The 26,730-nt window shown below is 64.3% G+C and carries 28 protein-coding genes; 7 read left to right on the top strand and 21 right to left on the bottom strand.

The window, feature by feature from the left end; genetic code table 11:
• Window positions 1–6 precede the first annotated feature (6 nt).
• The 10 genes from hemC to AC1DMA_RS22210 form a co-directional block, all read right to left on the bottom strand.
• Window positions 7–885: a hydroxymethylbilane synthase gene (hemC, locus tag AC1DMA_RS22255; protein ID WP_478145506.1), complete on the bottom strand. Its 879-nt coding sequence runs from the start codon at window positions 883–885 to the stop codon at window positions 7–9.
• Window positions 886–893: 8 nt separating this feature from the next.
• Window positions 894–1,913, bottom strand: coding sequence for an isopenicillin N synthase family dioxygenase (locus AC1DMA_RS22250; RefSeq protein WP_478126171.1), 1,020 nt, complete (start codon window positions 1,911–1,913; stop codon window positions 894–896).
• A gap of 22 nt (window positions 1,914–1,935) precedes the next feature.
• The gene (locus AC1DMA_RS22245; RefSeq protein ID WP_478126170.1) at window positions 1,936–2,904 is read right to left on the bottom strand and encodes a Bug family tripartite tricarboxylate transporter substrate binding protein; all 969 of its coding nucleotides are present in this window, start codon (window positions 2,902–2,904) and stop codon (window positions 1,936–1,938) included.
• A gap of 132 nt (window positions 2,905–3,036) precedes the next feature.
• Complete coding sequence (locus AC1DMA_RS22240) at window positions 3,037–4,017, bottom strand: tripartite tricarboxylate transporter substrate binding protein (protein WP_478145505.1); 981 nt, start codon at window positions 4,015–4,017, stop codon at window positions 3,037–3,039.
• Entirely contained in the window at window positions 4,014–4,898 is an 885-nt protein-coding gene (locus AC1DMA_RS22235; RefSeq protein WP_478145504.1) for a fumarylacetoacetate hydrolase family protein, read from the bottom strand. The genes AC1DMA_RS22240 and AC1DMA_RS22235 overlap by 4 nt, the downstream gene beginning before the upstream one ends.
• A 46-nt stretch (window positions 4,899–4,944) precedes the next feature.
• Window positions 4,945–5,946 carry a PDR/VanB family oxidoreductase gene (locus AC1DMA_RS22230; protein WP_478145503.1) on the bottom strand — a complete coding sequence of 334 codons (1,002 nt, stop codon included), beginning with the start codon at window positions 5,944–5,946 and terminating at the stop codon, window positions 4,945–4,947.
• 5 nt (window positions 5,947–5,951) lie between these two features.
• Window positions 5,952–7,274 carry a metal-dependent hydrolase family protein gene (locus AC1DMA_RS22225; RefSeq protein WP_478145502.1) on the bottom strand — a complete coding sequence of 441 codons (1,323 nt, stop codon included), beginning with the start codon at window positions 7,272–7,274 and terminating at the stop codon, window positions 5,952–5,954.
• 9 nt (window positions 7,275–7,283) lie between these two features.
• The gene (locus AC1DMA_RS22220) at window positions 7,284–8,384 is read right to left on the bottom strand and encodes an amidohydrolase family protein (RefSeq protein WP_478145501.1); all 1,101 of its coding nucleotides are present in this window, start codon (window positions 8,382–8,384) and stop codon (window positions 7,284–7,286) included.
• 59 nt (window positions 8,385–8,443) lie between these two features.
• Window positions 8,444–9,259, bottom strand: a complete 816-nt coding sequence (locus tag AC1DMA_RS22215; RefSeq protein ID WP_478145500.1) for an alpha/beta fold hydrolase — start codon at window positions 9,257–9,259, stop codon at window positions 8,444–8,446.
• 8 nt (window positions 9,260–9,267) lie between these two features.
• Window positions 9,268–10,320, bottom strand: a complete 1,053-nt coding sequence (locus AC1DMA_RS22210) for an extracellular solute-binding protein (RefSeq protein WP_478145499.1) — start codon at window positions 10,318–10,320, stop codon at window positions 9,268–9,270.
• Between the two features lie 49 nt (window positions 10,321–10,369).
• On the opposite strand from AC1DMA_RS22210, the gene AC1DMA_RS22205 reads away from it, so the two are divergent.
• Both AC1DMA_RS22205 and AC1DMA_RS22200 read left to right on the top strand, forming a co-directional pair.
• Window positions 10,370–10,996, top strand: a complete 627-nt coding sequence (locus AC1DMA_RS22205) for a nitroreductase family protein (protein ID WP_478145498.1) — start codon at window positions 10,370–10,372, stop codon at window positions 10,994–10,996.
• A gap of 29 nt (window positions 10,997–11,025) precedes the next feature.
• Complete coding sequence (locus AC1DMA_RS22200) at window positions 11,026–11,424, top strand: RidA family protein (protein ID WP_478126162.1); 399 nt, start codon at window positions 11,026–11,028, stop codon at window positions 11,422–11,424.
• 47 nt (window positions 11,425–11,471) lie between these two features.
• On the opposite strand, the gene AC1DMA_RS22195 is transcribed toward AC1DMA_RS22200, so the two are convergent.
• The 10 genes from AC1DMA_RS22195 to AC1DMA_RS22150 all read right to left on the bottom strand — a co-directional run bounded on the left by AC1DMA_RS22195 (window position 11,472) and on the right by AC1DMA_RS22150 (window position 19,717).
• Entirely contained in the window at window positions 11,472–12,248 is a 777-nt protein-coding gene (locus AC1DMA_RS22195) for a GntR family transcriptional regulator (RefSeq protein WP_478145497.1), read from the bottom strand.
• A gap of 103 nt (window positions 12,249–12,351) precedes the next feature.
• On the bottom strand, window positions 12,352–13,458 hold the full coding sequence (locus AC1DMA_RS22190; RefSeq protein ID WP_478126160.1) for a TauD/TfdA family dioxygenase: 1,107 nt from the start codon (window positions 13,456–13,458) through the stop codon (window positions 12,352–12,354).
• A 42-nt stretch (window positions 13,459–13,500) separates the two neighbouring features.
• Entirely contained in the window at window positions 13,501–14,331 is an 831-nt protein-coding gene (locus tag AC1DMA_RS22185; protein WP_478126159.1) for an ABC transporter permease, read from the bottom strand.
• The gene (locus AC1DMA_RS22180) at window positions 14,324–15,262 is read right to left on the bottom strand and encodes an ABC transporter permease (protein WP_478126158.1); all 939 of its coding nucleotides are present in this window, start codon (window positions 15,260–15,262) and stop codon (window positions 14,324–14,326) included. The genes AC1DMA_RS22185 and AC1DMA_RS22180 overlap by 8 nt, the downstream gene beginning before the upstream one ends.
• Window positions 15,259–16,359: an ABC transporter ATP-binding protein gene (locus AC1DMA_RS22175; RefSeq protein WP_478126157.1), complete on the bottom strand. Its 1,101-nt coding sequence runs from the start codon at window positions 16,357–16,359 to the stop codon at window positions 15,259–15,261. The genes AC1DMA_RS22180 and AC1DMA_RS22175 overlap by 4 nt, the downstream gene beginning before the upstream one ends.
• Window positions 16,360–16,730: 371 nt before the next feature.
• Window positions 16,731–17,315: a DUF308 domain-containing protein gene (locus AC1DMA_RS22170; protein ID WP_478126156.1), complete on the bottom strand. Its 585-nt coding sequence runs from the start codon at window positions 17,313–17,315 to the stop codon at window positions 16,731–16,733.
• A 266-nt stretch (window positions 17,316–17,581) separates the two neighbouring features.
• Window positions 17,582–18,991: an MFS transporter gene (locus AC1DMA_RS22165; protein WP_478126155.1), complete on the bottom strand. Its 1,410-nt coding sequence runs from the start codon at window positions 18,989–18,991 to the stop codon at window positions 17,582–17,584.
• A gap of 12 nt (window positions 18,992–19,003) precedes the next feature.
• On the bottom strand, window positions 19,004–19,276 hold the full coding sequence (locus tag AC1DMA_RS22160) for an EthD family reductase (RefSeq protein ID WP_478126154.1): 273 nt from the start codon (window positions 19,274–19,276) through the stop codon (window positions 19,004–19,006).
• Between the two features lie 97 nt (window positions 19,277–19,373).
• A complete protein-coding gene (locus AC1DMA_RS22155) occupies window positions 19,374–19,544 on the bottom strand; it encodes an SDR family NAD(P)-dependent oxidoreductase (protein ID WP_478126153.1) in 171 nt (56 codons plus the stop codon).
• Window positions 19,535–19,717 carry an SDR family NAD(P)-dependent oxidoreductase gene (locus tag AC1DMA_RS22150; RefSeq protein ID WP_478126152.1) on the bottom strand — a complete coding sequence of 61 codons (183 nt, stop codon included), beginning with the start codon at window positions 19,715–19,717 and terminating at the stop codon, window positions 19,535–19,537. Before AC1DMA_RS22150 ends, AC1DMA_RS22155 begins: the two co-directional genes overlap by 10 nt.
• A 129-nt stretch (window positions 19,718–19,846) precedes the next feature.
• On the opposite strand from AC1DMA_RS22150, the gene AC1DMA_RS22145 reads away from it, so the two are divergent.
• Together AC1DMA_RS22145 and AC1DMA_RS22140 are read left to right on the top strand one after the other, a co-directional pair.
• Entirely contained in the window at window positions 19,847–20,710 is an 864-nt protein-coding gene (locus tag AC1DMA_RS22145; protein ID WP_478145496.1) for a LysR family transcriptional regulator, read from the top strand.
• Window positions 20,711–21,285: 575 nt separating this feature from the next.
• A complete protein-coding gene (locus tag AC1DMA_RS22140) occupies window positions 21,286–21,510 on the top strand; it encodes a pantoate--beta-alanine ligase (RefSeq protein WP_478126328.1) in 225 nt (74 codons plus the stop codon).
• A 183-nt stretch (window positions 21,511–21,693) separates the two neighbouring features.
• Here AC1DMA_RS22140 and AC1DMA_RS22135 read toward each other — a convergent pair whose 3' ends face one another.
• Window positions 21,694–22,671: a LysR substrate-binding domain-containing protein gene (locus AC1DMA_RS22135; RefSeq protein ID WP_478126150.1), complete on the bottom strand. Its 978-nt coding sequence runs from the start codon at window positions 22,669–22,671 to the stop codon at window positions 21,694–21,696.
• 149 nt (window positions 22,672–22,820) lie between these two features.
• On the opposite strand from AC1DMA_RS22135, the gene AC1DMA_RS22130 reads away from it, so the two are divergent.
• Genes AC1DMA_RS22130 through AC1DMA_RS22120 form a run of 3 tightly spaced genes read left to right on the top strand, consistent with a single transcriptional unit; the run spans window position 22,821 to window position 26,727 of the window.
• Entirely contained in the window at window positions 22,821–23,981 is a 1,161-nt protein-coding gene (locus AC1DMA_RS22130; protein ID WP_478126149.1) for an ABC transporter substrate-binding protein, read from the top strand.
• Entirely contained in the window at window positions 23,978–25,186 is a 1,209-nt protein-coding gene (locus tag AC1DMA_RS22125) for a thiolase family protein (RefSeq protein ID WP_478126148.1), read from the top strand. Before AC1DMA_RS22130 ends, AC1DMA_RS22125 begins: the two co-directional genes overlap by 4 nt.
• Window positions 25,183–26,727, top strand: a complete 1,545-nt coding sequence (locus AC1DMA_RS22120) for an AMP-binding protein (protein ID WP_478126147.1) — start codon at window positions 25,183–25,185, stop codon at window positions 26,725–26,727. The genes AC1DMA_RS22125 and AC1DMA_RS22120 overlap by 4 nt, the downstream gene beginning before the upstream one ends.
• The last annotated feature ends 3 nt before the right edge of the window (window positions 26,728–26,730 follow it).

Genomic DNA, 26,730 nt, shown 5'->3' with positions numbered 1-26,730 from the left:
GCCCTTTCAGGTCGAGCGAAGCCTGCCGGCGACCTCTTCGCCCAGGCTGAATGCTTGCTCGACCCGGCTGACCGGCGCGCTGGCCATGGCGAATGCCGGCTCGGCATCGTGCTGGCTTTGATGCGCGGCTTCGAGCTGCATGACACCGGCACTCAGTCGCGCATAGGCGGCAAAGGGCTGCGAGCAGCCTGCATCCATGTGGCGCCCCACGGCCCGCTCCGCCGACACGCAGAGCTCGGTTTCGCGGTCGTTCATCGGCGCAAGGATCTCCTGCAGATCGGAACGTCCGCTGCACGTTTCGATGGCGATGGCACCCTGCCCTACGGCAGGCAACATGCGAGACGGCTCGAACACTTCCGTGACGTGGTGCTCCAGGCCGAGGCGGCGCAGCCCGGCCAGCGCCAGCACGATTGCGGCGAACTCGCGGGACGCCAGCTTGGCAAGGCGCCCCTCGACATTGCCCCGGATGAAGGAGATCTGCAGATCGGGGCGCATGCGCCGCAGCATCATGGCGCGGCGCAGGCTCGAGGTGCCGATACGCGCGCCCGCCGGCAGCTCGGCGAGCACCTGCCCGTTTCTCGCGACCAAAGCATCCCGGGGATCTTCGCGCACCAGCACGGCGGCCAGCCTGAAGCCCGGCGGCAGCACCATCGGCACATCCTTGAGCGAGTGAACGGCGAGATCGGCATGGCCCTGGCGAAGGGCCTGTTCGATCTCCTTGAGGAACAGCCCCTTTCCACCGACCTTGTCGAGGGCGCGGTCGAGGATGCGGTCGCCGGTCGTGGTGATCAGCGAAAGCCGAACGGACCTTCCGCTCGCCTGCAGCCTGCGCTGGACCTCGCCGGCCTGCCACAGCGCAAGAGGGCTCCTGCGCGTGGCGATCACCAGCGGGTTCAGTCGACCCGCTGGCCGTCGACGGAGGGCCAGATCCTCTTGTAAAGGCGCATGAGGATCTCGCCGCTGGTGAGTCCCTCCTCGATGCCCACGGTCGTGTGGAACACCGGCTCCGCTTTGCCCGCTCCGGCATCCTCGAGGATCGGGCGGACCAGCGCGTCGTGCGTCGGATTCATGAAGAACGGAATCGAGTAGCGCTCCTTGCCGGAGCGATTGATGACCCGGTGCGGGGTGGCCATGAACATCCCCTTCGTCCAGATCTTCATCACCTCGCCGAGGTTGATGACGTAGCTGTCCGCGACGGGCGGCACGCCCACCCATTCGCCGTCCTCCATGATTTCCAGGCCGCCGGTGTCGTCCTGGGCCAGGATGGTGAAGGCGCAGTTGTCGGTGTGAGGACGCGTGCCGAAGCGGCCCTCGGTCTCCGAGGGCTTCTGCGGCGGGTAGTGGATGAGGCGCAGCAGCGACAGGGGCTGCTCGAAGTGCCGAAGGAAGGTGTCCTCCGGCAGGCCGATGCCGAGTGCCGCGATACCGAGCAGGTCGCGCGCGAGCGCGGTCACCATGCCGGCGTAGGCCATCACCTCCTCCTGCATGCCGGGCAATTGCGCGGGCCACACGTTGACGCCATGCAACGGCTTTCCTGCGGCCACGCCGGGGTCGCCCGGCGCGTGCTCCTGCCAGGCGTGGAAGGCTTCCAGCAGCAGGCCTTTCATGGTCGGATCGTTGCCGATGGTCTTCATCGGCAGGTAGCCGCGATAGGAATTGTTGTTCGCCATCGAGAGCTGCTGCTTCTGGTCATCGTTCAAGGTGAAGAACTGCCTTGCGATCTCGAACATCCGCTCGATCTTCGCCTTCGGAATGCCGTGGTTCACGATGTAGAAGAAGCCGACCTCGCTGCAGGCCTGCGCGATCTCCTCGCCCAGCCGCTTGCGCCTTGCGAGGTCGGGACTGCGCAGATCCGTGAGGTCGATGATCGCCACCTTGCTGGCGTTGCGGTTCGCATTGAGTACTGCGTTCATGGGGGTCTCCAGTGCTTTGCTTTTATTCGGCCTTGATGTTCTCTTCCTTGGCGATGGCCTGGTAGCGGCTGAGCTCGCCCGCGATGCGATCGCTGAACTGCGCCGGCGTGCTCGCCACGACATCGACTCCGAGCTCGGTGAGCTTGGCGCGCACCTCCGGCAGGGCGAGCACGTTGAGCAGATCCTTGCTCAGCGCCTCCACCACCGGTGCCGGCGTGCCGGCGGTGGTCAACAGGCCGTACCAGGCGCTCTCGTTGATGCCGGGGATGCCGGCCTCGGTCAGCGTCGGCACGTCGGGCGTGGCTGGCGTTCGCTTGTTCGTCATGGTCGCGAGGATCTGGACCTTGCGATGGCTCGCCTGCTTGATGGCTGAGGGCATGTTGATCATCGCCATTTGCACGTAGCCGCCCATGACCGCCAGCATGATGTCGGCCTGCCCCTTGAACGGCACCTTGAGGAAGTCCACCTTCGCCACCTTGGCGATCTGCGCAAGGACGAATTCGCTCTGGCTGCCGGGGCCGCTGGTGCCGAACGCAATCGGTTGTCCCGACGCGCGCGCCGCGGTGAACGCCTCGCCCAGGGTCTGGAACCTGGAGTCGCCCGGCACCACAAGCCCGTAGGGCGCCAGGCCCGCGAGCGTCAGCGGCGCCAGGTGCTTCTGCAGGTCATAGGGCAGATCGCTGCGCACGGCCGGCGTGGTCGTCAGACCGTTGGCCTGGATCAGGACGGTCCGCCCATCGGGCTTGGCCTTGGCGACGAAGGTCGTGCCGAGGATGCCCGCCGCTCCCGGCCGGTTGTCCACCACTACGACCTTGTGGCTGGAAACCTCCGGCAGCTTGTTCGCGATCAGCCGTGCCAGCGCGTCGATGGTGGAGCCGGCGGCGAAAGGAACGACCAGGCGCAGCATGGTCTCCTCCTGCGCATGCGCCAAGGCTAAGGGGAGCGTTGCGCCGAATGCAAGGAGGGCACGGCGGGTGAAATCGATTTGCATGGTCTTCCGATCATTGCTATGGTGTTATTGAGACAGCACAAACCAGTCCACCGTGTGCCGTCGATCCAGATGCTTCCACTTCTCCGCAATCGATGGGTGAGTGCGTATGCGTGCAGGACTCATCCGGCGCCTTCAACGTGGCTTCTGCCTCTCTGCGATTTGGGCTTCCAGACGGCTCCATTTCGACAGCTCCTCTTGGACGAACCGGGCGAACCGCGCCGGAGTGCCCCGCGAGGGTTCTGCACCCACCTTGAGCATGGCATCGACAATGTCCGGCCTCCGCATCAGCATGTCCACGTCGTCCGCGATTCGGCGGATGACTGCCTGGGGCGTAGTCGCGGGCGCAAAAAGGCCGAACCATCCTGAGGCCGCATAGCCAGGCACTCCGGATTCCGCGATGGTCGGCAGCGCCGGGACCGCACGGGCGCGCTGTGGACTCGTGACGGCAATGGCCACCAGCTTGCCCGATGCGACATGAGGCAACACCGCCTGACCCGGCGCAAACATGAGCTGGATGGTGCCGGCCAAGAGGTCCGTCACCGCTTGGCCTGTACCTTTGTAGGGCACATGCAACATGTCGGTGCCAGTCATTTGCTTGAACAGCTCCACTGTGAGCTGGGACGCTGATCCTTCGCCCGACGATCCGAAGGCAAGCTTGCCGGGTTCTGTCTTTGCGCGCCCGATCAAGTCGCGGATGTTGTTGATCCCGAGCCCAGGGTGCACCACAGCGATGTAGGGGGATGCGGACACGAGCGCCACCGGCGCGAGCGCGGTGGAATTGCTCTCGTCGATAGCGCCGGTCGATGCCATCAGCAGCATGTGGCCGTCCGCCGGCGCACGGGCCACGGCGGAAGCTCCGATCTTGCCGCTCGCACCGGGCCGGTTGTCGACCACGACCGACTGATGCCAGGCCTTTCCGAGCGGCACCGCCAGAATCCGCGACAGGGCGTCGGCACCGCCTCCCGGCGGAAAGGGCACCATCAGGGTCACCGTTCGCACAGGAAAGCCCTGCTGGGCTCGCGCCAGGGACGATGCGGAGAGCAGTGTCGCCGATGCAGCAGCGATAAAAGTCCGGCGTGACGCAGGAGCGAAGTCGTGGCGATCGGAACTCATGGGGCCACGATCCGGTTGCGCAGGATCATGGCGGGTGCCTCGAAGGCGCATTCGACGACGTCTCCCGGCTTCAGGAACAGGTCCTCCGCGTTCGCCTTGCCCACGGCGACCCCGCCCGGCGCGCCGGTGGAGAACATGTCGCCGGGCATGAGGGGCACGAGGCGCGAGAAGTGCTCGATGATGCGCGAAAGGTTCCAGATCTGTTCGCTGGTGTTGACGCGCATACGCTGTTCGCCGTTGACGCTGCAGGTGACCCAGATGTCATACGGATCGGGCACCTCGTCCATCGTAATGATGAATGGACCCAGAGGACCGAAGCCCGGGGCGTTCTTTGCCGTCCAGAAGCGCGAGCCCGACGCGACTTCCCGCTTCTGCGTGTCGCGGCAGGTGAGATCGTTGAGGATTGTGATTCCCGCCACATAGGACATCGCGTCGTCAGACTTCACGTCGTGGGCGGCCTTGCCGATGACGAAGACCATTTCGGGCTCGTAGTCCAGGCGCGTTACCGAGGCAGGGCGCACCACCTCGGCGTCGTGGCCGGTGAGTGCGTCGTTGAGCTTCACGAAGCCCGTCGGTTCGCTAGGCAGTTCCTTGATCAGGTCCGTCCTCTTGAGCTCCTCCAGATGGGTTCGGTAGTTCTTGCCGACACAGAGGAACTTGTTTGCATCAGGAACAGGCGGCAGGATGTGGACGTCCTGAAGGGAATGCCCGGGACCAGGCAACGTATCGATCTTGCGTGCCAGCGCATCTAGCGCATCGCGACCACGTGCGAGCAAGGCCTTCATGGATGGCGCATCGACCTCGATCAGGCGGTCACCGCGCAGGAAGCCGACAAGCTGCCGCTCGGGCGACGAGCGCAGAGAGAAAGTGGCGAGTCTCATGGGAGCTCCTGGTTATGGTTATGAATGACCTCAGGGCCGGTGCCGGCTAGATGTCCAGGGTGATGCTCGCGCTTGTGCAACGCGACACGCAAGGAAGAACCAGCTTGTTGGCCTCCTTCTCGGCAGCCGTCAGGTAGGAGTCAAAGTGGGCGGGGACCCCGTCCTTCACCCCGACGGCACACCAGCCGCAGACGCCGTATTCGCATTCGCTCTTCAGCGCGATGCCGGCCTCGCGCAGGGCTGCCAGCATGGTCTTGGTCTTTGGAACCGCGATCCTGCGGCCGGTGCTGCCCTGCACCACCGTGAACTCGCCGTCCTGCGCTTCGTCGCGCTGCACCTGCGGTGCGGCGAAATACTCGAAGTGGAAGTGGTCGGCGCGGCCCGCGGCCTCGCCGTGCCGGCGGACGGCGTCCATCATTCCCGTCGGACCGCAGCAGTAGACGTGGGCGTCGCCATGCGAGCGGCCCAGCTCGGCCTCGAGATCGAACAGTCCCGCGTCGGCGTCGAAGTGGAGGTGCACGTCGTGGAAGTTCGCCAGTTCCGACAGCCAGGATTGAAAGCCCAGGTCTTCTCGCGAGCGGCACATGTGCACCAGGCGCGCCCGAATGCCCCTGGCCTGCAGTTCGTACAGCATGGAGATGATCGGCGTCGCGCCGATGCCTCCGCTGAGAAAGACGAACTGCCCCGCCTCGGCGAGAAGCGGGAAGTGGTTGCGTGGCCTGGAGATGAGCAGCCGGGAACCGACAGCCGCGTGGTCAAACACCCAGCGGCTGCCACCCTGGCTGTTTTCCGCGCGCTTGATGCCCAGTTCGTACAGGCCCGGATGCAGGCGCGCACCGGTCAGCGAGTAGTGGCGGATCACGCCTTCGCCGCATGCGAGCGCCACGTGTGCGCCGGGCTCATACGGGGGCAGCGGCTCGCCGGTGGCGGACCTGAGACGCAGCAGCAGGGTATCGGGCGTGAGCTTCACGGCCTCGCAGACGGTGGCCTGCAGCCAGTTGCCGGCCTCAGTCTCGACCTCGGTGGCGGTTGATCCGATCACTTCCATTTGACTCACCTGTTCAACGGGACGCTGGAGACCGCAAGTGATCGCTCGTGCCCCATGCGGCGACGGGTCGGAGGGGAATCGGGGCGCGGCACAAGCTCGCCACCCTTGTAGATTGCAGTAATGCGCTTGCGGTCGCTCAGCATGTGGATGTCCGCCAGGGGGTCGCCGTCGAGCACCAGCAGGTCGGCCCAGCGCCCCGGCTGCAGGCTGCCGACCTCCTGCTCCCAGCCGAAGGCCTTCGCATTGTTGAAGGTGCCTGCCGTGATGGCATCGAGCGGCTTCATGCCCAGCAGCTCCACCATCAGCTCGATCTCGCGCGCATGCCATTGTCCGTAGGGGGTGACGGCAAAGCCTGCCTCCGAGCCGGCCATCATCGGCACGCCGGCCTCGATCGCCTTGCGGTGGGCCTTGACCAGCGCGTCGAGCTCACGCTTCTTGACCTCGATGTAGTTGGGATCCACCCCCACGTCGCGCCCGTGCTGCACGATGTTGGCGGTGTAGGTCATCGTCGCGCAGATGGGGACCTGCCGGTCCAGCAGGAGTCCGATGTCTCCAGCGTCCATGTACGACGCGTGAATAACCCAATCCACGCCTGCACGCGCGGCGGCAGCCACGGTCTTCGCGTAGCGCGAGTGGATCGTGACCTTCCGGCCGAGCCCGTGGGCCGTATCGACGATGCACGACAGCTCGTCGTCCGAGAAGCACGGGCCGGCATCGGGACGCGTGTCCTGGGCCTGGCTGTCGCCGCTGATCTTTACGAGGTCGACACGGTTCTTGACCTGGCGCCGCACTTCGCGCCGCATCTCGTCGCGGGTCGGACAGAGCACGCCCTCGGCTGAGACCGGCATGCCGAGCCAACTGGGGAAGTAGTCCGCAAAGCCACCGTCGGCGCTGATGTGACGGCCTGCCGCAAAGATGCGCGGGCCGTCGAACATGCCGTTGTTGATGGCATCGCGGCAGGTGACCGCCACGTTCCAGGTCGAGCCCGGATCGCAGAAGCTGGTCACGCCGCTTTGCAGCACCTTCTGCGCATTCCAGACTGCGCGCACCGCAGACCACTCCGGGCCGCCGTAGATGTCGACCTCCTCAGCCGTCTTGCCCTCGCCGTAGGAGATGTGGCAATGCGCGTCGATCAGGCCCGGGATCACCGTCTTGCCCCGCGCCTGGACCACCTGTTCGGCGGGGCCCTGCTGGTCGGCCGGGCGCTCGCCGTTGCGCCATACGGCCGCGATGCGACCGTCGACCACACGCAGCGTCGCGTCGGGGATCGGCGCGCTTCCCGTGCCGTCGATCAGCGCGCAGCCAGTGATCTCCAGGATCCTTCTCATGGCCAGCGCCTACAGGTCGATCTTGAACAGCTTGGCCGCGTTACCCGCCACCACCTTGAAGCGGTCCTCCGGGGAGAGCTCGTTGAGGATGCGATCGATGTTCTGGGTGGTGTTGGGATACGGGCAGGGCGGGTGCGGGAAGTCCGAGCCCCACATGATCCGGTCGATGCCGATCTCGTTGCGCAGCTTCGCGGCCAGCGGGTCGTTGATGATGCCGGCGTAGATGTTTTCCTCGACGTAGCGGCTCGCCGGCTTCTTCTCGAGATGATCGAAGCCGGGAAAGGTCTGGACGCGGTTGAGGCGGTACTTCAGGATCGGCAGCCACGACGCGTCGTACTCGGACAGGAAGATCTTCAGGCGCGGGAATCGGTCGAAGATGCCCCCGAAGATGAATTCGTTCGCCAGCGCGGGCTGCGCCTCGTAGAACAGGTCGAGGAAGCTGGCCGGAATGTTTTCCCGCTCCTTGTCACCGTGGTAGGTGAAGGGGTCGCGCACCCGGCCGGTGACGATATGCAGCGTGACCGGCAGTTCCGCCTCCTGGGCGGCGGCCCAGAACTTGTCGTACTTGCGGTCGCGGTAGGGAGCCGCGCCGTCCACCGGGTTGGTGCCGATCATGATGGCGCGGGCGCCGCGCTTGACGACGCGATCGAGCTCCTTCATGGCCCAGTCGACATCGACGATCGGGATCATTGCGACGGCCAGCAGGCGCTTGAGGTTCTGGGAGCAGTACTCCTGGATCCAGTCGTTGAAGACCTCGGCGCAAGCATTGCGCGCAGCCCCATCGGCCATGCGGGGAATCCACAGGCCCCAGGTGGGGTTCAGGACCTCGGCGTAGATGCCGTCCTTGTCCATGAGCTCGAGACGGTACACCGGGTCGGAGCCTGCCTTGGCGAGGTCGTCCAGGCGGCGGTCCTTGCCGTCATCGGACACCAGCTCTTCCAGGCGCGCCGCTTCGCCCGGCCGCCCGACGTAGAAGAAGTTGCCTTCGTGGCCCTCGAAGTTGGAAACGCCCTGCGGCAGGTTGTTGCCGAAGCGACTGCCCAGGGTGTTCTTCCAGAGGTCGGTCGGCTCGAACACGTGGGAGTCCGAAGAAATGATGATCTTGTCCATGATCTTTCAGCTGGTGTTGGTGAATCGATGAAGAAATATATGCCTTATTGGTATGCCAGTCAAGGACTCCGATGAGTCAACAGGAACTCGAGCGCGCTGCAAGTGAACTCGGCGGCCTCGAAGTTCAGGATGCGATGCGGCTTGCCTGGGAACACGTTCAGCGTGGAGCCCGAGATCAGCTGGTGCATGCGCTGCGAATGCCAGACCGGCGTCACCGCATCGGTGGAGCCCACCGCAATCCAGGTCGGGCACCGGATATCGCCCAGGCGGCTGGAGGTGTCATGCGCAAGGATGGCCCGGTAGTGCCCGGCCAGGCCGGCGCGCGAGGGCGCGTCGCCCTGCTTCCAGCGATCGATCCGCTTCGCGATCTCGTCGCGGAGTGCATGCTCATGCGCATTGACGAACTCCGGCCCGAAGGCGGAGAACGCGCTGTACATGGCCCAGAGCTCCGGCGTCGTTTCCTCGACCACCTTGATCAGGATGTCGTAGCGCAGCCGCATGTACGGCAGCGGCCGCTCGTAGCTGGAGTACAGCGACAGCGACAGCACCCGCTGCGGCTGCGCCAGCGCCATTTCCTGTGCAATGGCACCGCCCAGCGAGTAGCCGGCGACGTGGGCCTGCTCGATGCCCAGTGCGGATAGCAATGCCAGGGCGTCCTTTGCCATCTCGGCGGGCGTGTAGCCCGTCTGCGGCACCTCGCTTGCGCCGATGCCGCGCAGGTCGTACACGATGCATTGAAAGTGCTCTGCAAACACCGGCAACTGCTCGTCGAATGCGGTGTGGTCCATGCCGTTCCCGGCGATCAGCAGGAGGGCCGGACCCTCCCCGAGCGTGCGGTAGAAGGTCCGTACGCCATTGGCTGTGATGTGAGGCATGGCCGGAATCAACGCCGCGTCAGGGGAGCGATTTCACGGTCCCACGCGTCCTGCCATTTGCCGCGCCCGGTTGCGGTCGCCTGCTCGTCGAACACGATCAGCTTCTGGAACTCCGCATCGGGGAGCGTGTACTTGGCGTGCTCGGGGGTGATCTTCGCGTTGCGGTTGACCGGCGTGATCTTCAGTTCGCGGGTGACGTTGGCGATCGTTTCTGGACTCAGGTAGAAGTCGATGAACTTCCTGGCGTCGGCGGCATTGGGCCCGTTCTTCACGAGGGCGATCACGTCCATGCCGGCGGGGGCGCCCTCACACGGGATCGTGAACTTCGCGGGCACGCCCTCGTCGATCATCTTGTAGGCGGCGCTGGAAACCATGGGCACGGCCCAGACCTCCTGTTGCGCCAGCAGGCGCTGCTGCCCGGCGGAATCGTCCACCACGGCCACCAGGTTCTGGCCCATCGTCTTCACGAGCTCCATCCCGGGCCTCACGTCCGCCTCCGTGCCGCCGGCGAGCTTGTTCGCCATGAGCAGGAAGTAGCCGTTCATGTACCTGGGGGAGGAGACACCGACCTTGTTGCGCAGGTCAGGGCGCCACAGGTCCTTCCAGCACTTGATCTCGGTCTTGACCTTGTCCGTGCGGTAGACGATGCCGTAGGGGTACACCCACATGCCGGCGAACTTGACCGCGCCGCTTGCATCGCGGCGCAGTCCACTGGCCGGCAAGGTGGCCAGCACGGGAATTTCCTTCGGCTCCAGCGTCGCGAGCAGGCCGTCGTCGTACGCGGTCACCGCATCCTGCGAAGTCGCCATCACTAGGTCGATCTTCGGGCTGGCCCGCTGGGCCGAAATCATCTGGATGTTCGCAAGCGACACACCGGAGAGGACCTTCACCTTCACGCCGGTCGCCTTCTCGAAGGGGGCGATCGCCTGTTCAGCGATGGCCTTGCCCCAGGTTCCTCCCCAGGTGGCCAGCACGACCTCCCGAGTTTGTGCTGCGGCGGCGAAAGCGGCGAAAGCGGCGATGGCGATGGCGGATCGCTTGAGGCAGGTGTGCAGTTTCATGGCGGGGTCCTCGTGGTGAAGTGGACGGTTCTGAATATGGTATGTATTATTGGCATACCATTCAAGTATCCTGAACACCATGAACGCTTCTGTCAATCCCGGCCCGCCCGCGCCCACCTCCTTCGGTGAGCTTGCGCAGCGCCGCCGGTCGGTCTACGCCTATGTGGACGAGCCCGTGCCGCGATGCGTGATCGAGCGTGCGCTGGCCGACGCCGTGCTGGCGCCCAACCATCACCGCACTGCCCCCTGGCGCTTTTTCGTGATCACGCGCGAAGCACGCCACAGGCTGGTCAGCGCCTATGAGGCCGCGGCGCTGCGCACGGGACGCGATGTGGCGCGCGCTGCCCAGCGTGCCAAGGACGCGCCGGTGAACGTCGTGGTCGCCTGCGTGCCCGCGCTGGACAACCTCAGGGTGGTGGCCAGAGAGGAGGAATTCGCCACCGCCGCCGCCGTCCAGAACTTCCTGCTGTCGCTCGCGGATGCGGGGGTCGGCTCCCTGCTCACCACGGGCGCACTGGCCGAGTCTCCGGAGGTCGCCGCCCTCGTCGGGCTGGAAGCACCCGGGGCGCGCGTGATCGGCGTCATCAACGTGGGCTACCCCAATCCGGAGCGCCCCATCCCACGGCGCCACGATGCCCAGCTGGATCGCGTAGTCCGCTGGATCGACGCGCACTGAATCACCAACCCAAGAAAGGACTGAACACCATGAGCGAAATCACACGCGGAGACCCCGCCGGCCTGGCCAATGTGCGCAAGACCGTCTATCACCACTTCATTCGCGTCGACAAGCCCTCGTCCCTGATCTTCCTGTCGGGGCAGCTCGCTCGCGATGGCGACGGCAAGCTCGTGGGGCCGGGCGACATGGCCGAGCAGACGCGCCAATGCATCCGGAACATGCGAACCGTGCTGGAAGCGGCGGGCGGTACGCTCGACGACATCGTCTCGATCGTGGTCTACACCACGGATGTGCGCCAGTTCAAGGAGATCGTCGCGGCGCGCATGGAGTTCTTCAAGGACCGGCTGCCCACCAGCACGATCGTCGAAGTGAACCACCTGGCCGACCCGGGTCTCCTGATCGAGTTCCAGGCGATTGCCGCACTTTGATAGGCGCGGGGGCGAGACGCTTGCGTCCGCCCCGGTGAGTCCTGGTATCAGGCGACGAGCTTGCGCGCCGGCTTGCCCGCGGGCTTCGGCTTCACCGCCTTGGCTGCGGAACGGCCCGCCGGCTGCCTGGGCCGGGGCATCTTGGCCAACACCGGCGCTGCGCTGGCGGAAGCGTTCCACGACGGCGCCTGCAGCCGGTTCTCGTAGGTTGCGATGGCTGCACTGATCTGCTGGCAGACCAGTTGCACGAACGCCTCTGCGTCCTTGGCTTCGAGCGCCTTGATCATCTGGTTGTGGATGTCGAGGGTCGCGGAGGCGCGATGGAAATCCTGCCAGTGGTAGTGGCGAACGACATAAGCCTTGTCGCGCAACATCACGAGCACCTCAGCGAGCCATCGGTTGCGCGTGGCTCTGCCGAGCAGGGCGTGGAAGTCGGCGCGGACCTCAAGCATCCTCACGAGGTCGCGCTGCTCGAGTGCCTGCTTGAATTCCTTGTTGATCTGCTTCAGGGCAGCGATTTCCGGCGGCGTGATGTTCGCCACGATCTCCCGCGCCGCGGTGCTCTCCAGTTGCAGCCGCAAGACATAGAGTTGGCGCAATTCCTCCGAGCTGACGTCCACCACGACGGCCACGCCGCGCGGGCCAGTCTCGATGAAGCCACGCTCCAGCAGCCGCTTGGTGGCTTCGCGCACCGGCGTGCGGCTTACCTTGAAACGGGACACCAGCTCGCGCTCGGAAAGCCGCTCCCGGGGCCGTATTGCGCCGGCGAGGATATCAGTGACGATGCCGTTGAAGACACGATCGGCTTCCGTGGATTTGCTCATGATGCGTGCACGACTGACTCGCTGCGGTGAGTTCGGGATAGGGTTCGCAGCAAGTCTATCTTGAAAACCACGGCCTTCTTCCCCATCGAAGTCCCCTGCGCGTTCATGCAGCATGACCGCCCCTGAAGATGCGAAGCTCGGCATCCGTCCAGCCTGCGCTGCGCCAGTCTTCAAAGGCGAAGCGTCGCCCCGACGGCGGGGTGATGCCGCCACGTATCACGCCAGGCTGCGTCGAGCCGAAGAATACGGACGCGCCGTCGGGCAAGTGACGGCTGTGGGGCGTGGCCAGCCAGAGCCGCAGCTGCGTACGCCTCTTCGCGACCTCCTCGTGGTCCTGGTAGTCGGTGCGCGAGTGGTAGACGACATGGTTGTTGAAGAACTGCATGTCCCCCTTGCGCAGCTCGATCGTCGTGCTCAGTTCATCGGCCAGTTGCGCCACCAGCTCCAGCGCCTCGCGTTGTATCCGGGTGAGCCGCGGCACCTCGGGCAGCCGCTGCGCGCTCTCGATGAAGGAGAGCGAGAACAGGCTCGTGAAGCTGCCGTCCACCCCGCGGTCGAAGACCGGCCGCTCGTACCACGGCGCCTCGCCCTCCACTTCCTCGCCCTGGCGACTGAAGCAGAACGGCGCGTGGAGAACCGGCAGCATCTCGGGCCTGCGGCGGATGAGCTCGTTGTGGATGGCCGCCGAGCTCACCACACGGCTATGCCCGCCGGAGACAGGCTCGCGAAGGCACAGCAGGGCGAGCGCGTCGCATTGGTCGGTGTGGAAGCGCAGCGGCCCGCCCGCGCGATAGGCACGCGTGGTGGCCTGCCCCATCTTCTCGCCGATGTCCCGGACTTCGGCGATGTAGTTCTGCAGGCGGCTTTGCGACACCGGCACGCCCAGCTGCAGTCCAATGCCCCAGAACAGGAACTTGCATTCTTCATCCGACAGGTCTTCCACGGGCACGCCGCGGATCAGGACGAAGCCGTGCCCGTGCTCCAATTCGCGGCTGATCCGGACCCAGAGTGCCTGAAGCTCCGGCACCTCGAAGTCGCTGCGCCGCACCGCCTCCAGCGGCTTGCCGCCGGCAATGACGCGGCGGGCAGCGCGTTGCAGGGCGGCGGCTTCGTCGGCGCTCAGGACCGAGCGCCATCCTTCGGCCGAGGCCAGCTGCTCGCCGGTCCAGACGCAAGGTCCTTCGACCGGTGTCAGGTTCGATTTTTCCATTCGCTCTTCCTTGTCACTTGTCTCGACTTGTGTCGACGTGTCTCACGCACGCAGCCCTACGAAGCGATCCATGCCCAGGACCTTGTCGATCACCAGCACGCCCACCGCCGATAGCAGCACCAGCATGGCGGAGACCGCCGACACGGTGGGGTCCAGATTGAATTCCATGTACTGGTAGATGGCGATGGGCAGCGTCTTCGTCCCTGGCGTGATCAGGAAGATCGTGGTGGCGAAGTCGTCGAAGGACATCACGAATGCGAATAAGGCGCCCGCGAAGAGGCCCGGCCGGATCATGGGAAGGGTCACATTCCAGAAGGCCGTGGCCGGATGCACGCGCAGGGATGCCGCGACCTCGTCGAGCTGCCTGTCGTAGCGCGCGAGCACCGCCAGCACCGAGCGGAAGCTGTAGGGGAAGGTGACGATCACGTGCGCCAGCACGATGCTCCACAGCCCGGTGTGGAGATAGCCCCGGTTGAAGAACACCAGCAAGGCAAGCCCAGTCACCACCAGCGGCAGCAGAATCGGCGCCATCAACAGGGACTCCAACGCGCGCGCGCCGGGACGCGGGTACTTCCACAGGCCGTAGGCTGCGAGCGTCCCGATCGCCACCGACAGCGGGGTCGCGAGTGCCGCGACCTGCACGCTCGTCATGAAGCTCTCGACGAACTCGCCGCGGGAGATCGCGTTTGCGTACCAGCGCAGCGAATAACTCTGCGGGGGAAGCGTGGTGTAGGCGTCACCCGAAAAGGACAGCAGGACCACCAGCAGGATGGGAAGGAACAGCAAGCTGAACGCGGCAGCCCTGAGGGCCCAGACGGCGCAGAAGGCCAGCGAGCGGCGCGCGCGATGGGCTGTGTTGCGGTGCTTACGCATGCTTCCTCCCGTGGGACAGGCGCCCGGCTGCGTAAAGGCAGACGATCGTGAACAACAGGGCCAGCACGCTCAGCGCGGCAGCCACGGGCATGTTCTGCGCGAACATGGCCTGGTCATAGATGACGTTCGCCACCATTCGCACCGCGCTGCCGCCCAGGATCAGGGGCGTGGCGAACGCCGTGCCCGCCAGCACGAAGGCGAGCGTGCACGCGGCAAGGATGCCCGGCGCCAGCAGCGGGAGCGTGATGCGAATGAAGGTCACGACTTCGTCCGCACCGAGGTTCTGGGCAGCGTCCTCCAGCGTGCGGTCATACCGGCGGAAGCTGCCGGCCAGCGTGAAGATGACGAAGGGCAGGACGAAATAGGTCAACCCGATGGAAACGCCGACCTCGTTGCGCACGAGCGCAACGAAGTCGTTGTCCGCGATCCAGCCCATCGACTGGAACAAAGTGTTCAGCAGGCCGCTGTTGCCCAGCACCAGCAGCAAGGCATAGAGCCGGACGATGAGGCTCGTCATGAACGGGACCGCGACCAGGATGATCAGCAGCGCACGAACGCGGCTCGATTCAGTTCGCACGATCCAGTAGGCGACCGGCAGGCCGAGCGCAAGGCTGCACACCGTCGAGACCGCGGACAGGCGGATCGTGGCGAAGATGGCCCCCATGTAGAGCGGGTCGCCCAGGATGCGGCCGTAGGTGGCCCAACCCCTCTCGCCGCTGGGCGCCGCGCCCAGCTTGCCGCCGCTGTAGAAGCTCCAGTTCAACAGGTCAAGCAGCGCGACGGCGAACAGGCCGAGCACGAGCAACGCAGGCGCAAGCAGCAGCCATCTCTGCAGCGCGCCCGCAACCCTTGGCTCGCGGATCGACGGCACCTCACTTGGAGGCCCGTTGCCTGGGTGGACATGGACAACCGAAGTTGCTGTACGGCTCATGGCTGCAACACCTTCACGGCCTCGGGTGCCCATCGCATGAGAACGGGCTGGCCCGCTTCGAATGCCGGCGCATGCACCCCTGCTGGCAGCTTGACCAGCAGCCGCTCCGTGCCCACGCGCGCCCGGATCTCGGTGAAGGCGCCCATGTACGCGGTGCTCACGATATGGGCGGCCAGTCCGCTCATGGAATCGTTGCCGGCCTCCTTGCCCGTGATGTCGACTTCGATCAGTTCCGGCCGGATCAGAAGGCGCGTCGTCTGCCCAAGCTGCGCCCCGGCAGCCGCTCCTCGGATCAGCATGCCATCGGTAGAGCGGTACAGCGAGTAGCCGTCCGGCGCGAAGCCCACGTGCTGGGCTTCGACCACGTTGGCGTCACCGACGAAGTTGGCCACGAAGGAATCCGCGGGGTGCAGGTAGATGTCCGCGGGTGTTCCGACCTGGCGGATGCCGCCCTCGGCCATGACCACGATGCGATCCGACATTCCGAGCGCCTCCTCCTGGTTGTGGGTCACCGCCACCGCGGTCATCCCCAGGCGCTTCAGCAATAAGAGCAGCTCCACGCGCATTTCGGAGCGCAGCCTCGCGTCCAGGTTGGACATCGGCTCGTCCAGGAGCAGCAGCGAAGGCCGCATGGCCAGAGCCCGCGCGATCGCCACGCGCTGCTGCTGCCCGCCGGACAACTCATGGGGATACCGCTCCCGGAGCCGCTCCAGCCGGACCTGCGCGAGGACCTCGGCGACGCGGGTTTCGATTTCAGCCGAGGGCACTTTCATCATGCGCGGCCCAAAACTCAGATTGCCCTCCACCGTCATGTGAGGGAATAGACCGTAGTTCTGGAACACCAGGCCGACGTCGCGCTGGTAGGCAGGGACTTTTTCCATCGACTCGCCGCGCAACCTGATCCGGCCGGCACTGGCCGGAATGAAGCCGGCAATCGTCCTCAGCAGCGATGTCTTGCCGCTGCCACTCGGCCCGAGAAGGGTCACAAACTCACCCTCTCGAACGTCAAAAGATGCACCAGAAACCACCAGGTTGCCACCATAGCGTATGTCGACACCCTGCACTTCCAGAACGGCGGTATGTTCCCGTGCTTCCATCGCGATCCTTATCTATGCATCCCTATATGGTATGCCATTACGGATGCTACACGATTGACTTTGACTGTCAACTTGCAGACATCGGCTCAACTAGCGAGATAGGAATCGCTGGCGGCAGCCACGCGCGGGCTGCTCCGCAGGACACTCAGCGCAAGCTAAAAGGATGGCCGCACACAGTGGAGCAGCCGCAAGCTTTCGGCCGAACTGGCGACGTGTCTTTCTCCGCCGCGCAGCGCGTTTGGCGCAAGCATGCATGTGCCGAGCGCGAGATCAAGGAGCTGAGCAGGGCCAATGAAATTCTGAGTGAGCGCGCTGCGCGATGCGAAAGGCTAGCGGCACGCGCAGCAGGTGCCCGCTCATGTCTTCAGCCTTCATTGCGTTTGCTTCTTGGCGCGCATGTCAGATACAGCCAGTGAAAGAGCGGAGACGAGGAAATAGAAGGCCCCGAACGCCACGTAGGGAGCAATGTCCAAGATGGACGGCACCTGAGTTCCCCCAGCCCGACTGATGAAGAATGCGCCAGCTATGGCGGACTGCGCGCCGCTGAGGATCATGGCCCACTGAGCTCCATGCCGCTTCCAGCGGCGTATGCCCGTTGCCAGTTGGAAAACTCCTGCAAGAATGGCCCACACACCGAACACGCCGAGAACGGCATTCATGCTCTTGCCCAAAGCGACCGCAACGGCCGCGGTAGCGGCCGCGCTGACGATGACATTGAGGCTCTGCGTGGGGTTTCGCTGCATACCGCCGTTGCGCCGCGCGTCCAGCACATTCGCCAGGGCGTCCCAAGCGGGGTACACGACGAGGAGCAGCGCGGCAAGCAGCGGCATCGTCCGCCCGAGCGTGAAAGCCGCCGCAACCCACGCGATCGAAAATGCCGCACGGACAAAGTAGTACTGTTTGAGCCAGAAGCCCCTCCATGCGTCATCGAGTTGGTCGAGTGCCGTATCCGTCATGCAATTCCTTCTGAAAACTTTCGGAGGTCAGTTAGTCATGTCCATGGCACGACGGCACTGAAGTTTCACGTGGCGTCGCCACCACTTTATCGCCGCGCGCTGCAGCCGCTTGTGCCAGCTGCTGACCGCAGCAAATGTTGGGAACATCTGCAAAAAGTGGCCCCATCGGATCGATGGAGGCAATCGCCTTCACCGAGGTGGGGCGACGATCCGCGACTGCCCTTACAGACGTTTCTGCATCCATGGTGCAAAGGGTTCTGGATTTTTCATGTTTCTTGACGCTTCCAGCTCAGTCCGGCTGCCAGCGCGAGTGCCGCGGCTATGGCCAATGAGGCTGCAGAAAAGCCGAGCCGCGCGGCTTGAGCACTCGCACCATCAGGCGCGATCGAGATGAACAGTCCTCCGACCATTGCGACGCTTACTGCAGCGCTGATCTGCAAGGTGGCGTTTACCAGGCCCGAAGCCAGCCCCGCCCAACGTGTTCCGACCTGGTCCACGTTCAAGCGCACCAGCGCAGGAAGCGCAACGCCTTGCCCTGCACCGATCAAGAACAGGGGAAACGCGAGCCAGGACGGCATATCGGCAAAGGCCAGCACCGCGACGATGACCAAACCGAGCACCTCCAAGATCATGCCAAACGCCGCCGTGCGCGAACCCATCTTCCGGGCGATGCGCGGGCCGCACAGTGGCCCAAGGAAGAAGCCAACGCCGAGCGGCAGGACGGCCAAGCCGGTGGCCAGTGCGTCGTGACCCAGACCGACCTGTTCGTACGCTGCGAACACCAAGAAGAACGCGGCGAGCCAATAGAAGAAGAAGGTTGACGCCAAGCTGCGTCGCAGCCCGCGCACGGCCAAAAGCGAAGGTAGAAGTAAGGGCGTCCTGCCGGCGAGTTCCCGTTCCTTTTCGTACCGCCAGAAAGCCCATAACAACGGCACGCTCAGAATCAGCAGCGCCGTGCACCACCATGGCCAGTTGTGCTCCCGCCCTTCGATGAGCGGTACCACGAAGGCCAGCAAGCCAGCCGCCAGCAGCAACGCCCCCGGCACATCCAAGCGAGCCGAACGCTCGGCGCGGCTTTCACGCAGCAGCACCAATGCAGCTGGAACGGCAAACAAGATGATGGGGAGGTTGATCAGAAAGACAGTGCGCCACCCCAGTCCCCACGGGCTGGTCGAAACCAGCACGCCCCCCAGCAACTGACCTCCCACGGAAGCCAGGCCGAATGTCGCGCCATAGAGACTGAGCGCGCCGTTCTTCTCGCTTGCCGGGAAGATGGCGTGTATCGATGCCAATGATTGTGGCGCCATGATCGCCGCCGATATCCCTTGCAGCAGCCGACCGACGACAAGCATGCCCGGCGTCGGCGCCAGACCACACAATGCCGAAGCGACGCCAAAGCCGAGCATGCCACCAACGAATACGCGCTTTCGACCATAGAGGTCACCCAAACGCCCGCCCAAGATCAGGGTGACGGCATAGGCTGTGGCATACACCGAGATCACAAGCTGCGAGACGTCCGAAGATGCTTGCAGGCCCGCGCGAATGGCAGGTAGAGCCACGTTTACGATGAAGAAATCCAATGGCGGCAAAAGAGTGCCGGTCAGCAGGACCGTCAAGGCGAGCCAGCGACGTGAATCAGGGGCTGCTGCCTCAGTAGTTGGAGTCAACGTAGTCATGGTGTGCGAGTCTCAAAGTGCAGCCGCTCGGGCACGCTGCGGAGTAGTGTTGATAAAGCGAGGCACGTCGGCCATCACCGCCGAGAGTTCAGGTGACGCAAACGGCGCATTGAGTACGCCTTCATCCACGGGGAAGAATGCGCTCAAGCTGAGCAAGCCGTACGGAGTCCACGCCCTCAAGACCAGCGGCATCTGGGCCTCAACGTAGTAGTCACGATCAAAACGATCTTGTGCCGCCCCTTGATACGCCACGTAGACAACAACGGGCGAAGTTTCAGTGTTCATGAGATATGCAATGGCAGCAGTACACCGCCGGACGATGGCGCATCAGCGCATGCCGCCCGAGCCTAGGATGAGCTCGCCTGTCACCCAGCCCGCATCGTCAGAGGCGAGATAGGCGACGATCGAGCGCTTCGGTGGTCTCTGCGATCTTGGCGAACTGGGAGATGCCGGAGTTGTTCACCACGATGTCCAAGCGCCCGAAGTGTTCAATGACCGCTCTGACCAGTGATTCGACCTCTGCCTTGTTGGTGACGTCGGCGCCTACCGCCAAGGCCTTCCGCCAAAGGTTTGGATGTCGGCTACCACCTTGTCGGCAGAGTCCTTGCTCGAGACGAAATTGACAACGACCTTCGCGCCGTCGGCCGCCAGCCGGCGGGCAATGCCTGCGCCGATGCCTTTGGAAGCGCTCGTTACGAGGGCGACCTTGCCTTTCAACTTGTTCATGCCATGAGCTTCCAGATGAGGCTGATCCGAAGGTCAGCGTGACGAAGGCCGCTATGTTGATATCAAAAGGAATGTTTTTGAACTGACACTCCTGTACATTTTTCGTACGTTTTTGAACGATCACATTACATGGAATGGAATGACGTTCGCATCTTTTTGGCGGTTGTGCGCGGTAGATCCTTCGGCGAGGCCGCCCGGCGTCTGGACGTGAGCCATCCGACGGTCGGGCGGCGAATAAAAGCGCTCGAGGAAGAAGCCCAGCAGCCGCTTTTTCGCAGGACAAAGGACGGCCTGGTGCTCACGAACGCCGGCGACACCGTGCTGACGCTGGCGGAAACCATGGAGGATTCCGCGATGTCCATTGAAAGGCGGCTGACCGGCAACGACCAGCGGCTCGAAGGCATCCTGCGTATCTCGTCAGCGGACTGGTTCGCCGGCTATGTCCTGGCTCCGGTCCTAGCCGAGTTGGCGCGTCGTCATCCCGCTGTCGTGCCGGAGGTGATTGCAAGCTATCGATTGCTCGACCTTTCACGTCGCGATGCCGACGTGGCCTTTCGCATCGTTCCCTTCAGCGAACCGGATATTGTCCAGCGCCGCCTGATGCGTATTTCGTACGGTGTCTATGCTTCGGCCGAAACTGTACGGGCGTTGAATGACGATCCGGCATCAGCCGGGGTCATTCTCATGAATACCGCGCAGTCACATTTTCCCGATGTAGCCTGGGTGCTGGACAGGTTTCCACTTTCCCGGCGTGTCTTCACAAGCACTAGCCGGTCAGTCCAGGCACAGATGTGCCTGAGGGGCATGGGTATCGCGGTACTGCCAAGGCCACTTGGCGATGCAGTCTCCGGATTGCAGCGCATCGACACGCCGGATCACCCTCCGACGCGGGATATATGGGTCGGTTATCACCAAGATCTGCGGCACATGGACCGCTTGCGGGCGATGCTGGACATCGCCGACATGATGCTTTCGGCTTCCGAGCGTGCATGACATTCGTCTGCCAAGCGGACCTTCCGAGCCCAGCTTCAAATCGAGTACACGGTTGGTGTTGGCGTCCGACGAGAACCCGGCGAGCGTTCGCCAATCGCGCAACCCTGACAATGCTGGCGGAGTCAACTCTTCATCAATCGCCAATCCTCCGTGCGGTCATTCTTCACGGAGTTCAGGTCAGTGTGCGCGCTCATCTTGTTTGCTTTCGAAGTTGAGGACTTCGTGCAGCTTGAGCAGCCATTGACGGAGGCCGTCGGAGTGCATGTACGGGAGCGAAATGCACTCCTCGACGTCGTACCGCCATGACCGCGCATCACCGGCCGCGATTGCAGACATTCACCAATGGAGCACCGACAAGTTCATTCTTGATGGCAACAGTGATCCCGAGAGCGCTAGCAATCGTCAGCGCCAGCACCCTGAACTCGTCAATGAAGGCATTCGATCGCTCGCCGATCGACTCCGAACGCACAAGCGCGTATGGAATCTCATCAGCTACTTTCGGCTCCGTGAGCGCATCGCATCGCGCTTCTGGAGCACCTTGAACAGAGAGCGGATTCGCATCACGCGAACAGGCGCTGCGCAGTGCCTGCGAGCTGATGCAGTCCGGTGCGCAAATGGCCTGGGCGGCTACCTCGTGCAGGGGAAGACGCGCGCGCGGCTGGCAGCCCGACTACCTCGCACTGCGCCGGCAATGCGATCTGCAAGCACCTACCTTTGGCGATCCCCTGGTTGTACTGGCCGCTGCACGACTCGGAAGCACGCGCCTGATTGACAACCTCGAAATCGGGACGACGAACTGAAATAGTCGCCTCAATGCCTGCCCATGATTCCTCGTTAAACGTCTCGGTGCACCAGCGGGAGCGAAACCGTTCATCGGTCTGAGAAGACCGGTGCCGTTCCCTTGGAAGGCACCATCAGACAGTCGAGGTTGCCAGAGCGCTTGAGCAGTTCGGTTGAGAGGTGGCCCGCCGGCACTAACACCGTTATCCAGTTGAACGCTTTACACACACCTCGCGCACCGCCTCGAGAAACATCGATGTGGCGGGGTGCACCGAAGCCGCGCGGTTCATGATGATCGCGACGGGATGCAGCGATGCGGAAAGCGGTAGGTCTAAGGTCTTCAACAGTCCGATTTCAAGGAAGCGCCGCGCCACACCGCTGGCGATCGCGGAAAGCAGCTGTGACTGGCGAAGGATCTCGACCAGCGTGAGGATGGAAGACGTCTCGACGGCCACGCGGGGCGGCGCGGCCCGGCGCCTGGCCAGGCCGCTGGCGACCAGGGCATATAGCTGGCCTGATCGTGCCGGAAGGATCCATTCGTATCGATCGATGTCGGCATTCGTCCAGTCGGATGATTCCAGCAGGGGGTGATCGACCGCGCAGACGACGACGGTGGGCTCTTCAAACAAGGTCTCGTGGGAGAGGCCGCGCGCTCCGGCCAGGGGTGTTGCACGGCCGATCACGCAGTCGAGCCGCCCCTTCTCGAGCTGAGGAAGCAGCGTCGTCTCAAGGCCCTCCTGCAGTTCCACCTGGATGCCCGGGCGTGACCTGCTGAGAAGCGCGACCGCTTCGGGAACCAGCATCGATGCTGCGACAGGGAACACGCCAACCCGCACCCGCCCTTCCCAGCCATCGCGCAGCGCGCTGATCTCCGAGCGTGCTGCGTCCATGTCGGCCATGGCCTTGCGAGCCCAGTGAAGCAGCACCTCGCCCTGTGGCGTGATCTGGATGCCGTGTGCGGTGCGCTCGAAGAGTCGTGCCTCGAAGATCGATTCGATCTCCTGCAGCAGCTTGCTCGCTGCCGGTTGCGACAGGAACAAGGCCTGGGAAGCTTGGCGGATGTTCTTTCGTTCAGCGAGTATTTCGATGGCGACGAGATGCCGCATGCGCAAACGGCCAAAGAGCGCCCCGATGGGTAGCGCAGCGTCGTCCTTGTCGTTCGAGTCGGATGCGAAGGGCATCACGAATTATCCGGCACCGCCCGGCAGGCCAAGCGCACTTCGGCCGCGGTTATACGCGTATCACTTTTTCGGATCCTGGCGCTGCAGGCCGAAACCCTCGCCTATGCTGCGCCGAACGCTTCGTTCCACTTCGTCGCGGAGGACACCTTGTGAACGCACCGAGAATCCTGAGAAAGCTCCTGCTGTTGTGTTCGAGCGCCTGCCTCGCCGGCTGGATGAGCACGACAGCCTGGGCCGAGATCCACGTCGGCGTCGTGCTCAGCATCACCGGCGCCGCTTCGTCGCAAGGCGGTCCCGAGCGCGACATGATCAGCCTCCTGCCGGACAAGCTAGCCGGCGAGCCCGTTCGCTACACCATCCTCGACGATGCGACCGATCCTTCATTGGCGGTGAAGAACGCGCGCAAGCTGGTCCTGTCCGATCGCGTCGATGTGCTGGTGGGCTCCTCCAACACGCCCAGTTCGCTCGTGCTGGCCGATGTCGCATTGGAAAGCCGCACGCCGCACGTCTCGCTCGCTCCGATGGACGTTCCGGCCAACCAGCACCCCTGGGTTTTCGTCGTGCCCCAGTCGGCCGACCTGATGATCGGCGGCGTGCTGGAGCACATGCAGAAGAACAACGTCAAGACAGTGGGCTACATCGGCTACTCGCAGCCCTGGGGCGACCAGGTCTACCGTAGCCTGACGTCCCTCAGCGGCAAGTACGGCATCAAGGTGCTCAACGATGAGCGCTTCGCCCGCAACGACACGTCGGTCATGCCCCAAGTGCTGAAGACCGTGGCGCTGAAGCCCGATGCCGTGCTGGTCGGCGCCACCGGAACGCCAGCCGCCTTGCCGCACCTGACACTGGTCGAGCGTGGCTACAAAGGCCCGATTTACCACACGCATGGCGTCGTCAACGACGACTTCCTGCGTGTAGGCGGTTCCCGTATCGACGGGGCGCTGGCGCCCATCGGCCCAGTGGTGGTCTACAAGGACCTGCCGGAGGGGGATCCGGTCAAGGCGGCGTCCTTGAAGTTTGCCGCCTTGTATGGAAGGCTGGAACGGCCAGGACCGGTGAACGCGTTCGCCACGTGGGCGTACGACGGCTACCTGCTGCTGGACAAGGCGGCCGCCGCAGCGCTGGCCAAGGCCAGACCCGGCACCGCTGAGTTCCGATTGGCGCTGCGTGATGCGCTCGAGACGCAGACGTCGGGCCTGATCGGCACGAACGGCATCTACCGCATCACAGCCGCCAACCACAACGGACTCGATAGCCGCGCGCGCGTGATGGTGCGTGCTCAGGGCGGCACCTGGCGAGCCGAGCGATGAATCGCGCCTTCATTCCCTACGGTGCCTACTGGTCGTCGCCCTTCGCGCGCTGGCAGGGCAGCCTGTCCCACCTGCACAGCCTGGAGTTCTGCGCTTGGCTCACGCGCAAGACGCTGGACGCGAAGGGCATCGACTCGTCCCTTATCGACTTCGGCGTGCTCGGCACCACCGTGCCACAGCGTGGCGCCTTCTATGGGTTGCCGTGGGTCGCGGCCTTGGCCGGCATGCCGGCATTGGCGGGGCCGACCATTGCCCAAGCCTGCGCCACTTCCGTGCGCTGCCTGACATCGGCGGCGTATGAGGTCACGACCGGCGCATCCGCCTGCGGACTGGTACTGGCGGCGGACCGCGTGTCCAACGGGCCGCAGCTCTACTACCCCGATCCACGTGGCATCGGCGGTACGGGCGAGCATGAGAGCTGGGTGACGGGCTCCTTCGAGCGCGATCCCTGGACGTCACGGTCCATGCTGAGCACCGCGGAATCCGTGGCCGCCCGCTTCGAAATATCGCTCGAGGAACAGCACGAGCTGGTGCTGCACCGCTACGAACAGTACGCCGCCGCGCTCGTGGATGAACGCGCCTTCCATCGCCGCTTCATGCAACTTCCGTTCGATGTGCCCGATACCAGCTTCAAGAAGTCGGTGGCGACGCTGTCCGGCGACGAAGGCATTCATGTCACGACACGGGAAGGCCTCGCCAGGCTGAAGCCCGTGATGCCGGACGGCACCGTGACCTACGGCGCCCAGACCCACCCGGCGGACGGAGCCGCGGGAATGCTGATCGCGACACGCGACCGGGCACGCGAGCTCAGCGCCCGGCCGGATGTGCAGATCGAAATCCTTGCCATGGGCCAGGCGCGCGCCGAGGCCATGCAGATGCCGTATGCGCCGGTGCCGGCCGCGAAGCAGGCCATGGAACGGGCCAGCATGCGCTTCAACGAACTGCATGCGGTGACCACGCACAATCCCTTCGCCGTCAACGATATCGTCCTCGCACGGGAGACCGGACTCTCCCTTTTCGACATGAACGCGTTCGGTTGCTCGCTGGTGTGGGGGCATCCGCAGGCGCCGACCGGCTTGCGCGCCATCATCGAGCTGATCGAGACGCTCGAGATGCGTGGAGGAGGACTCGGGCTGTTCACCGGCTGCGCCGCTGGAGATACAGCCATGGCGCTCGTGCTGCACGTGAGTGACGTCGCCTCATGACCGCCCCCAAGGATCTTGTAGAGCGATATCGGGGCACCGTCGTCGAACTGTTGATACAGGCGGCCATGCAGACGCCGGACCGACCCGCGCTAGTCTGCGAGGGCGAGACCATGAGCTACCTCGACTATTGCAGGGAAGTCATCGCCATTGCCAATCATCTGCGGGAAGCCACGACGCCGGTCCGCGTGGCGGTCATTCTGCGAAATGGATTCGGAGCCTGCATTGCCCACTTCGGCGTGCTGGCGTCGGGAGCCCAGATGCTGCCGATGAATCCGGAGTACACCGCGCGCGAGCTCCATTTCCAGTTGCAGGATGCCGGCTGCGACGCGGTCATCGCGGACCAGGCGCTGCAAGATCTGGTGGCCCCGCTGGCCGAATCCCTGGGCCTGTCGGTGATCTGGATGACCAAAGGTCGTTGGCAGGCAAGCAGTGGCGATCTGGACACCGACAACTTGCCGCCGGAGCTCGCCCCCTCTTCCCTTGCCCTTCTTCAATACACGGGCGGTACTTCGGGACGGCCGAAGGGCGTCAATCTCACACACGCGGCGCTGCGCACAAACGTCGAGCAGAGAGAAGCAATGCTTCCCACGCGGCCTGATGGTGAACGCATCCTCTGCGCCATGCCGCTCTTCCATTCGTACGGAATGGCGATGGGGCTGTATCTTGCGGCGCGATGCGCGGGCACCCTGGTCATCCTGCCCGCATTCCGCCGCGACGACCTCTTCGATGCCATCGAACACCACCGCATCACTCTGTTTCCGGGGAGTCCCTCGATCTACGTGTCGCTGATGGCGCATCCCCGGTTTGAAAGTACCGATTGGTCGTTCTTGCGCATGTGCTATTCGGGTGCATCGGCCCTGCCGCTCGCGGTGCTGCGCCGCTGGGAGAAAACGGTCAAGGTCGCCATCTACGAGGGCTACGGAATGACCGAGGCCGGCCCCGTGCTGAGCTTCAACGGACCTGGCCATTCGGTCAAAGCCGGCTCCGTCGGGCTCCCGCTGCCTGGCACAAGCATCGAGATCGTCGATGCCGAAACGGGGCGGCAATTGCTGGGTGCCGGTGAATGCGGCGAGATCAGGGCGCAGGGCCCGCAGCTCATGCAGGGATACCGCAATCTGCCGGCCGAGACGTCCGAGACCCTGCGGGATGGATGGCTGTACACCGGCGACCTCGGGGAAATCGATGGCGATGGGCACTTGTTCGTCCGCGGTCGCAAGAAGGACCTCATCATCGTGGGCGGCTACAACGTCTATCCCCGTGAGATCGAGGAAGTCCTGCAGGAGCACCCAGGCGTTCTCGAAGCGGCTGTTGTCGGCAAGCCCGACAGCTATCGCGGGGAGATCCTGCTCGCCTTCGTGGTTCCCCGTCCGGGCATGGATGACGCGACCCGCGAGACTGAGCTGGAGCGACATTGCGCGGAGCGGCTCGCACGCTACAAGCAGCCGGCTCGCTACTTTCGGCTTCCATCATTGCCGAAGACCCCCATCAACAAAGTCGACCGGAAGGCCTTGAGCGCCCTGGCGGCTGAGCAGTTTGCCTAACTG

The sequence above is a fragment of the Variovorax sp. 05N34 genome (assembly GCF_056397405.1).
The sequence above is the reverse complement of the archived record's forward strand: the minus strand, read 5'-3'. Positions and strand labels throughout refer to the sequence as shown.

Bases quoted from the DNA above. Each gene is read 5' to 3' on its own strand.
- AC1DMA_RS22190 (WP_478126160.1), bottom strand. From the start codon at position 13,458: ATGGAAAAATCGAACCTGACACCGGTCGAAGGACCTTGCGTCTGGACC.
- AC1DMA_RS22240 (WP_478145505.1), bottom strand. From the start codon at position 4,017: ATGAGTTCCGATCGCCACGACTTCGCTCCTGCGTCACGCCGGACTTTT.
- AC1DMA_RS22185 (WP_478126159.1), bottom strand. From the start codon at position 14,331: ATGCGTAAGCACCGCAACACAGCCCATCGCGCGCGCCGCTCGCTGGCC.
- AC1DMA_RS22120 (WP_478126147.1), top strand. From the start codon at position 25,183: ATGACCGCCCCCAAGGATCTTGTAGAGCGATATCGGGGCACCGTCGTC.
- AC1DMA_RS22160 (WP_478126154.1), bottom strand. From the start codon at position 19,276: ATGAACACTGAAACTTCGCCCGTTGTTGTCTACGTGGCGTATCAAGGG.
- AC1DMA_RS22220 (WP_478145501.1), bottom strand. From the start codon at position 8,384: ATGGACAAGATCATCATTTCTTCGGACTCCCACGTGTTCGAGCCGACC.
- AC1DMA_RS22145 (WP_478145496.1), top strand. From the start codon at position 19,847: ATGGAATGGAATGACGTTCGCATCTTTTTGGCGGTTGTGCGCGGTAGA.
- AC1DMA_RS22125 (WP_478126148.1), top strand. From the start codon at position 23,978: ATGAATCGCGCCTTCATTCCCTACGGTGCCTACTGGTCGTCGCCCTTC.
- AC1DMA_RS22250 (WP_478126171.1), bottom strand. From the start codon at position 1,913: ATGAACGCAGTACTCAATGCGAACCGCAACGCCAGCAAGGTGGCGATC.
- AC1DMA_RS22175 (WP_478126157.1), bottom strand. From the start codon at position 16,359: ATGGAAGCACGGGAACATACCGCCGTTCTGGAAGTGCAGGGTGTCGAC.
- AC1DMA_RS22235 (WP_478145504.1), bottom strand. From the start codon at position 4,898: ATGAGACTCGCCACTTTCTCTCTGCGCTCGTCGCCCGAGCGGCAGCTT.
- AC1DMA_RS22180 (WP_478126158.1), bottom strand. From the start codon at position 15,262: ATGAGCCGTACAGCAACTTCGGTTGTCCATGTCCACCCAGGCAACGGG.
- AC1DMA_RS22245 (WP_478126170.1), bottom strand. From the start codon at position 2,904: ATGCAAATCGATTTCACCCGCCGTGCCCTCCTTGCATTCGGCGCAACG.
- AC1DMA_RS22150 (WP_478126152.1), bottom strand. From the start codon at position 19,717: ATGAACAAGTTGAAAGGCAAGGTCGCCCTCGTAACGAGCGCTTCCAAA.
- AC1DMA_RS22170 (WP_478126156.1), bottom strand. From the start codon at position 17,315: ATGACGGATACGGCACTCGACCAACTCGATGACGCATGGAGGGGCTTC.
- AC1DMA_RS22215 (WP_478145500.1), bottom strand. From the start codon at position 9,259: ATGCCTCACATCACAGCCAATGGCGTACGGACCTTCTACCGCACGCTC.
- AC1DMA_RS22210 (WP_478145499.1), bottom strand. From the start codon at position 10,320: ATGAAACTGCACACCTGCCTCAAGCGATCCGCCATCGCCATCGCCGCT.
- AC1DMA_RS22195 (WP_478145497.1), bottom strand. From the start codon at position 12,248: ATGAGCAAATCCACGGAAGCCGATCGTGTCTTCAACGGCATCGTCACT.
- AC1DMA_RS22135 (WP_478126150.1), bottom strand. From the start codon at position 22,671: ATGCCCTTCGCATCCGACTCGAACGACAAGGACGACGCTGCGCTACCC.
- AC1DMA_RS22200 (WP_478126162.1), top strand. From the start codon at position 11,026: ATGAGCGAAATCACACGCGGAGACCCCGCCGGCCTGGCCAATGTGCGC.
- AC1DMA_RS22230 (WP_478145503.1), bottom strand. From the start codon at position 5,946: ATGGAAGTGATCGGATCAACCGCCACCGAGGTCGAGACTGAGGCCGGC.
- AC1DMA_RS22225 (WP_478145502.1), bottom strand. From the start codon at position 7,274: ATGAGAAGGATCCTGGAGATCACTGGCTGCGCGCTGATCGACGGCACG.
- AC1DMA_RS22165 (WP_478126155.1), bottom strand. From the start codon at position 18,991: ATGACTACGTTGACTCCAACTACTGAGGCAGCAGCCCCTGATTCACGT.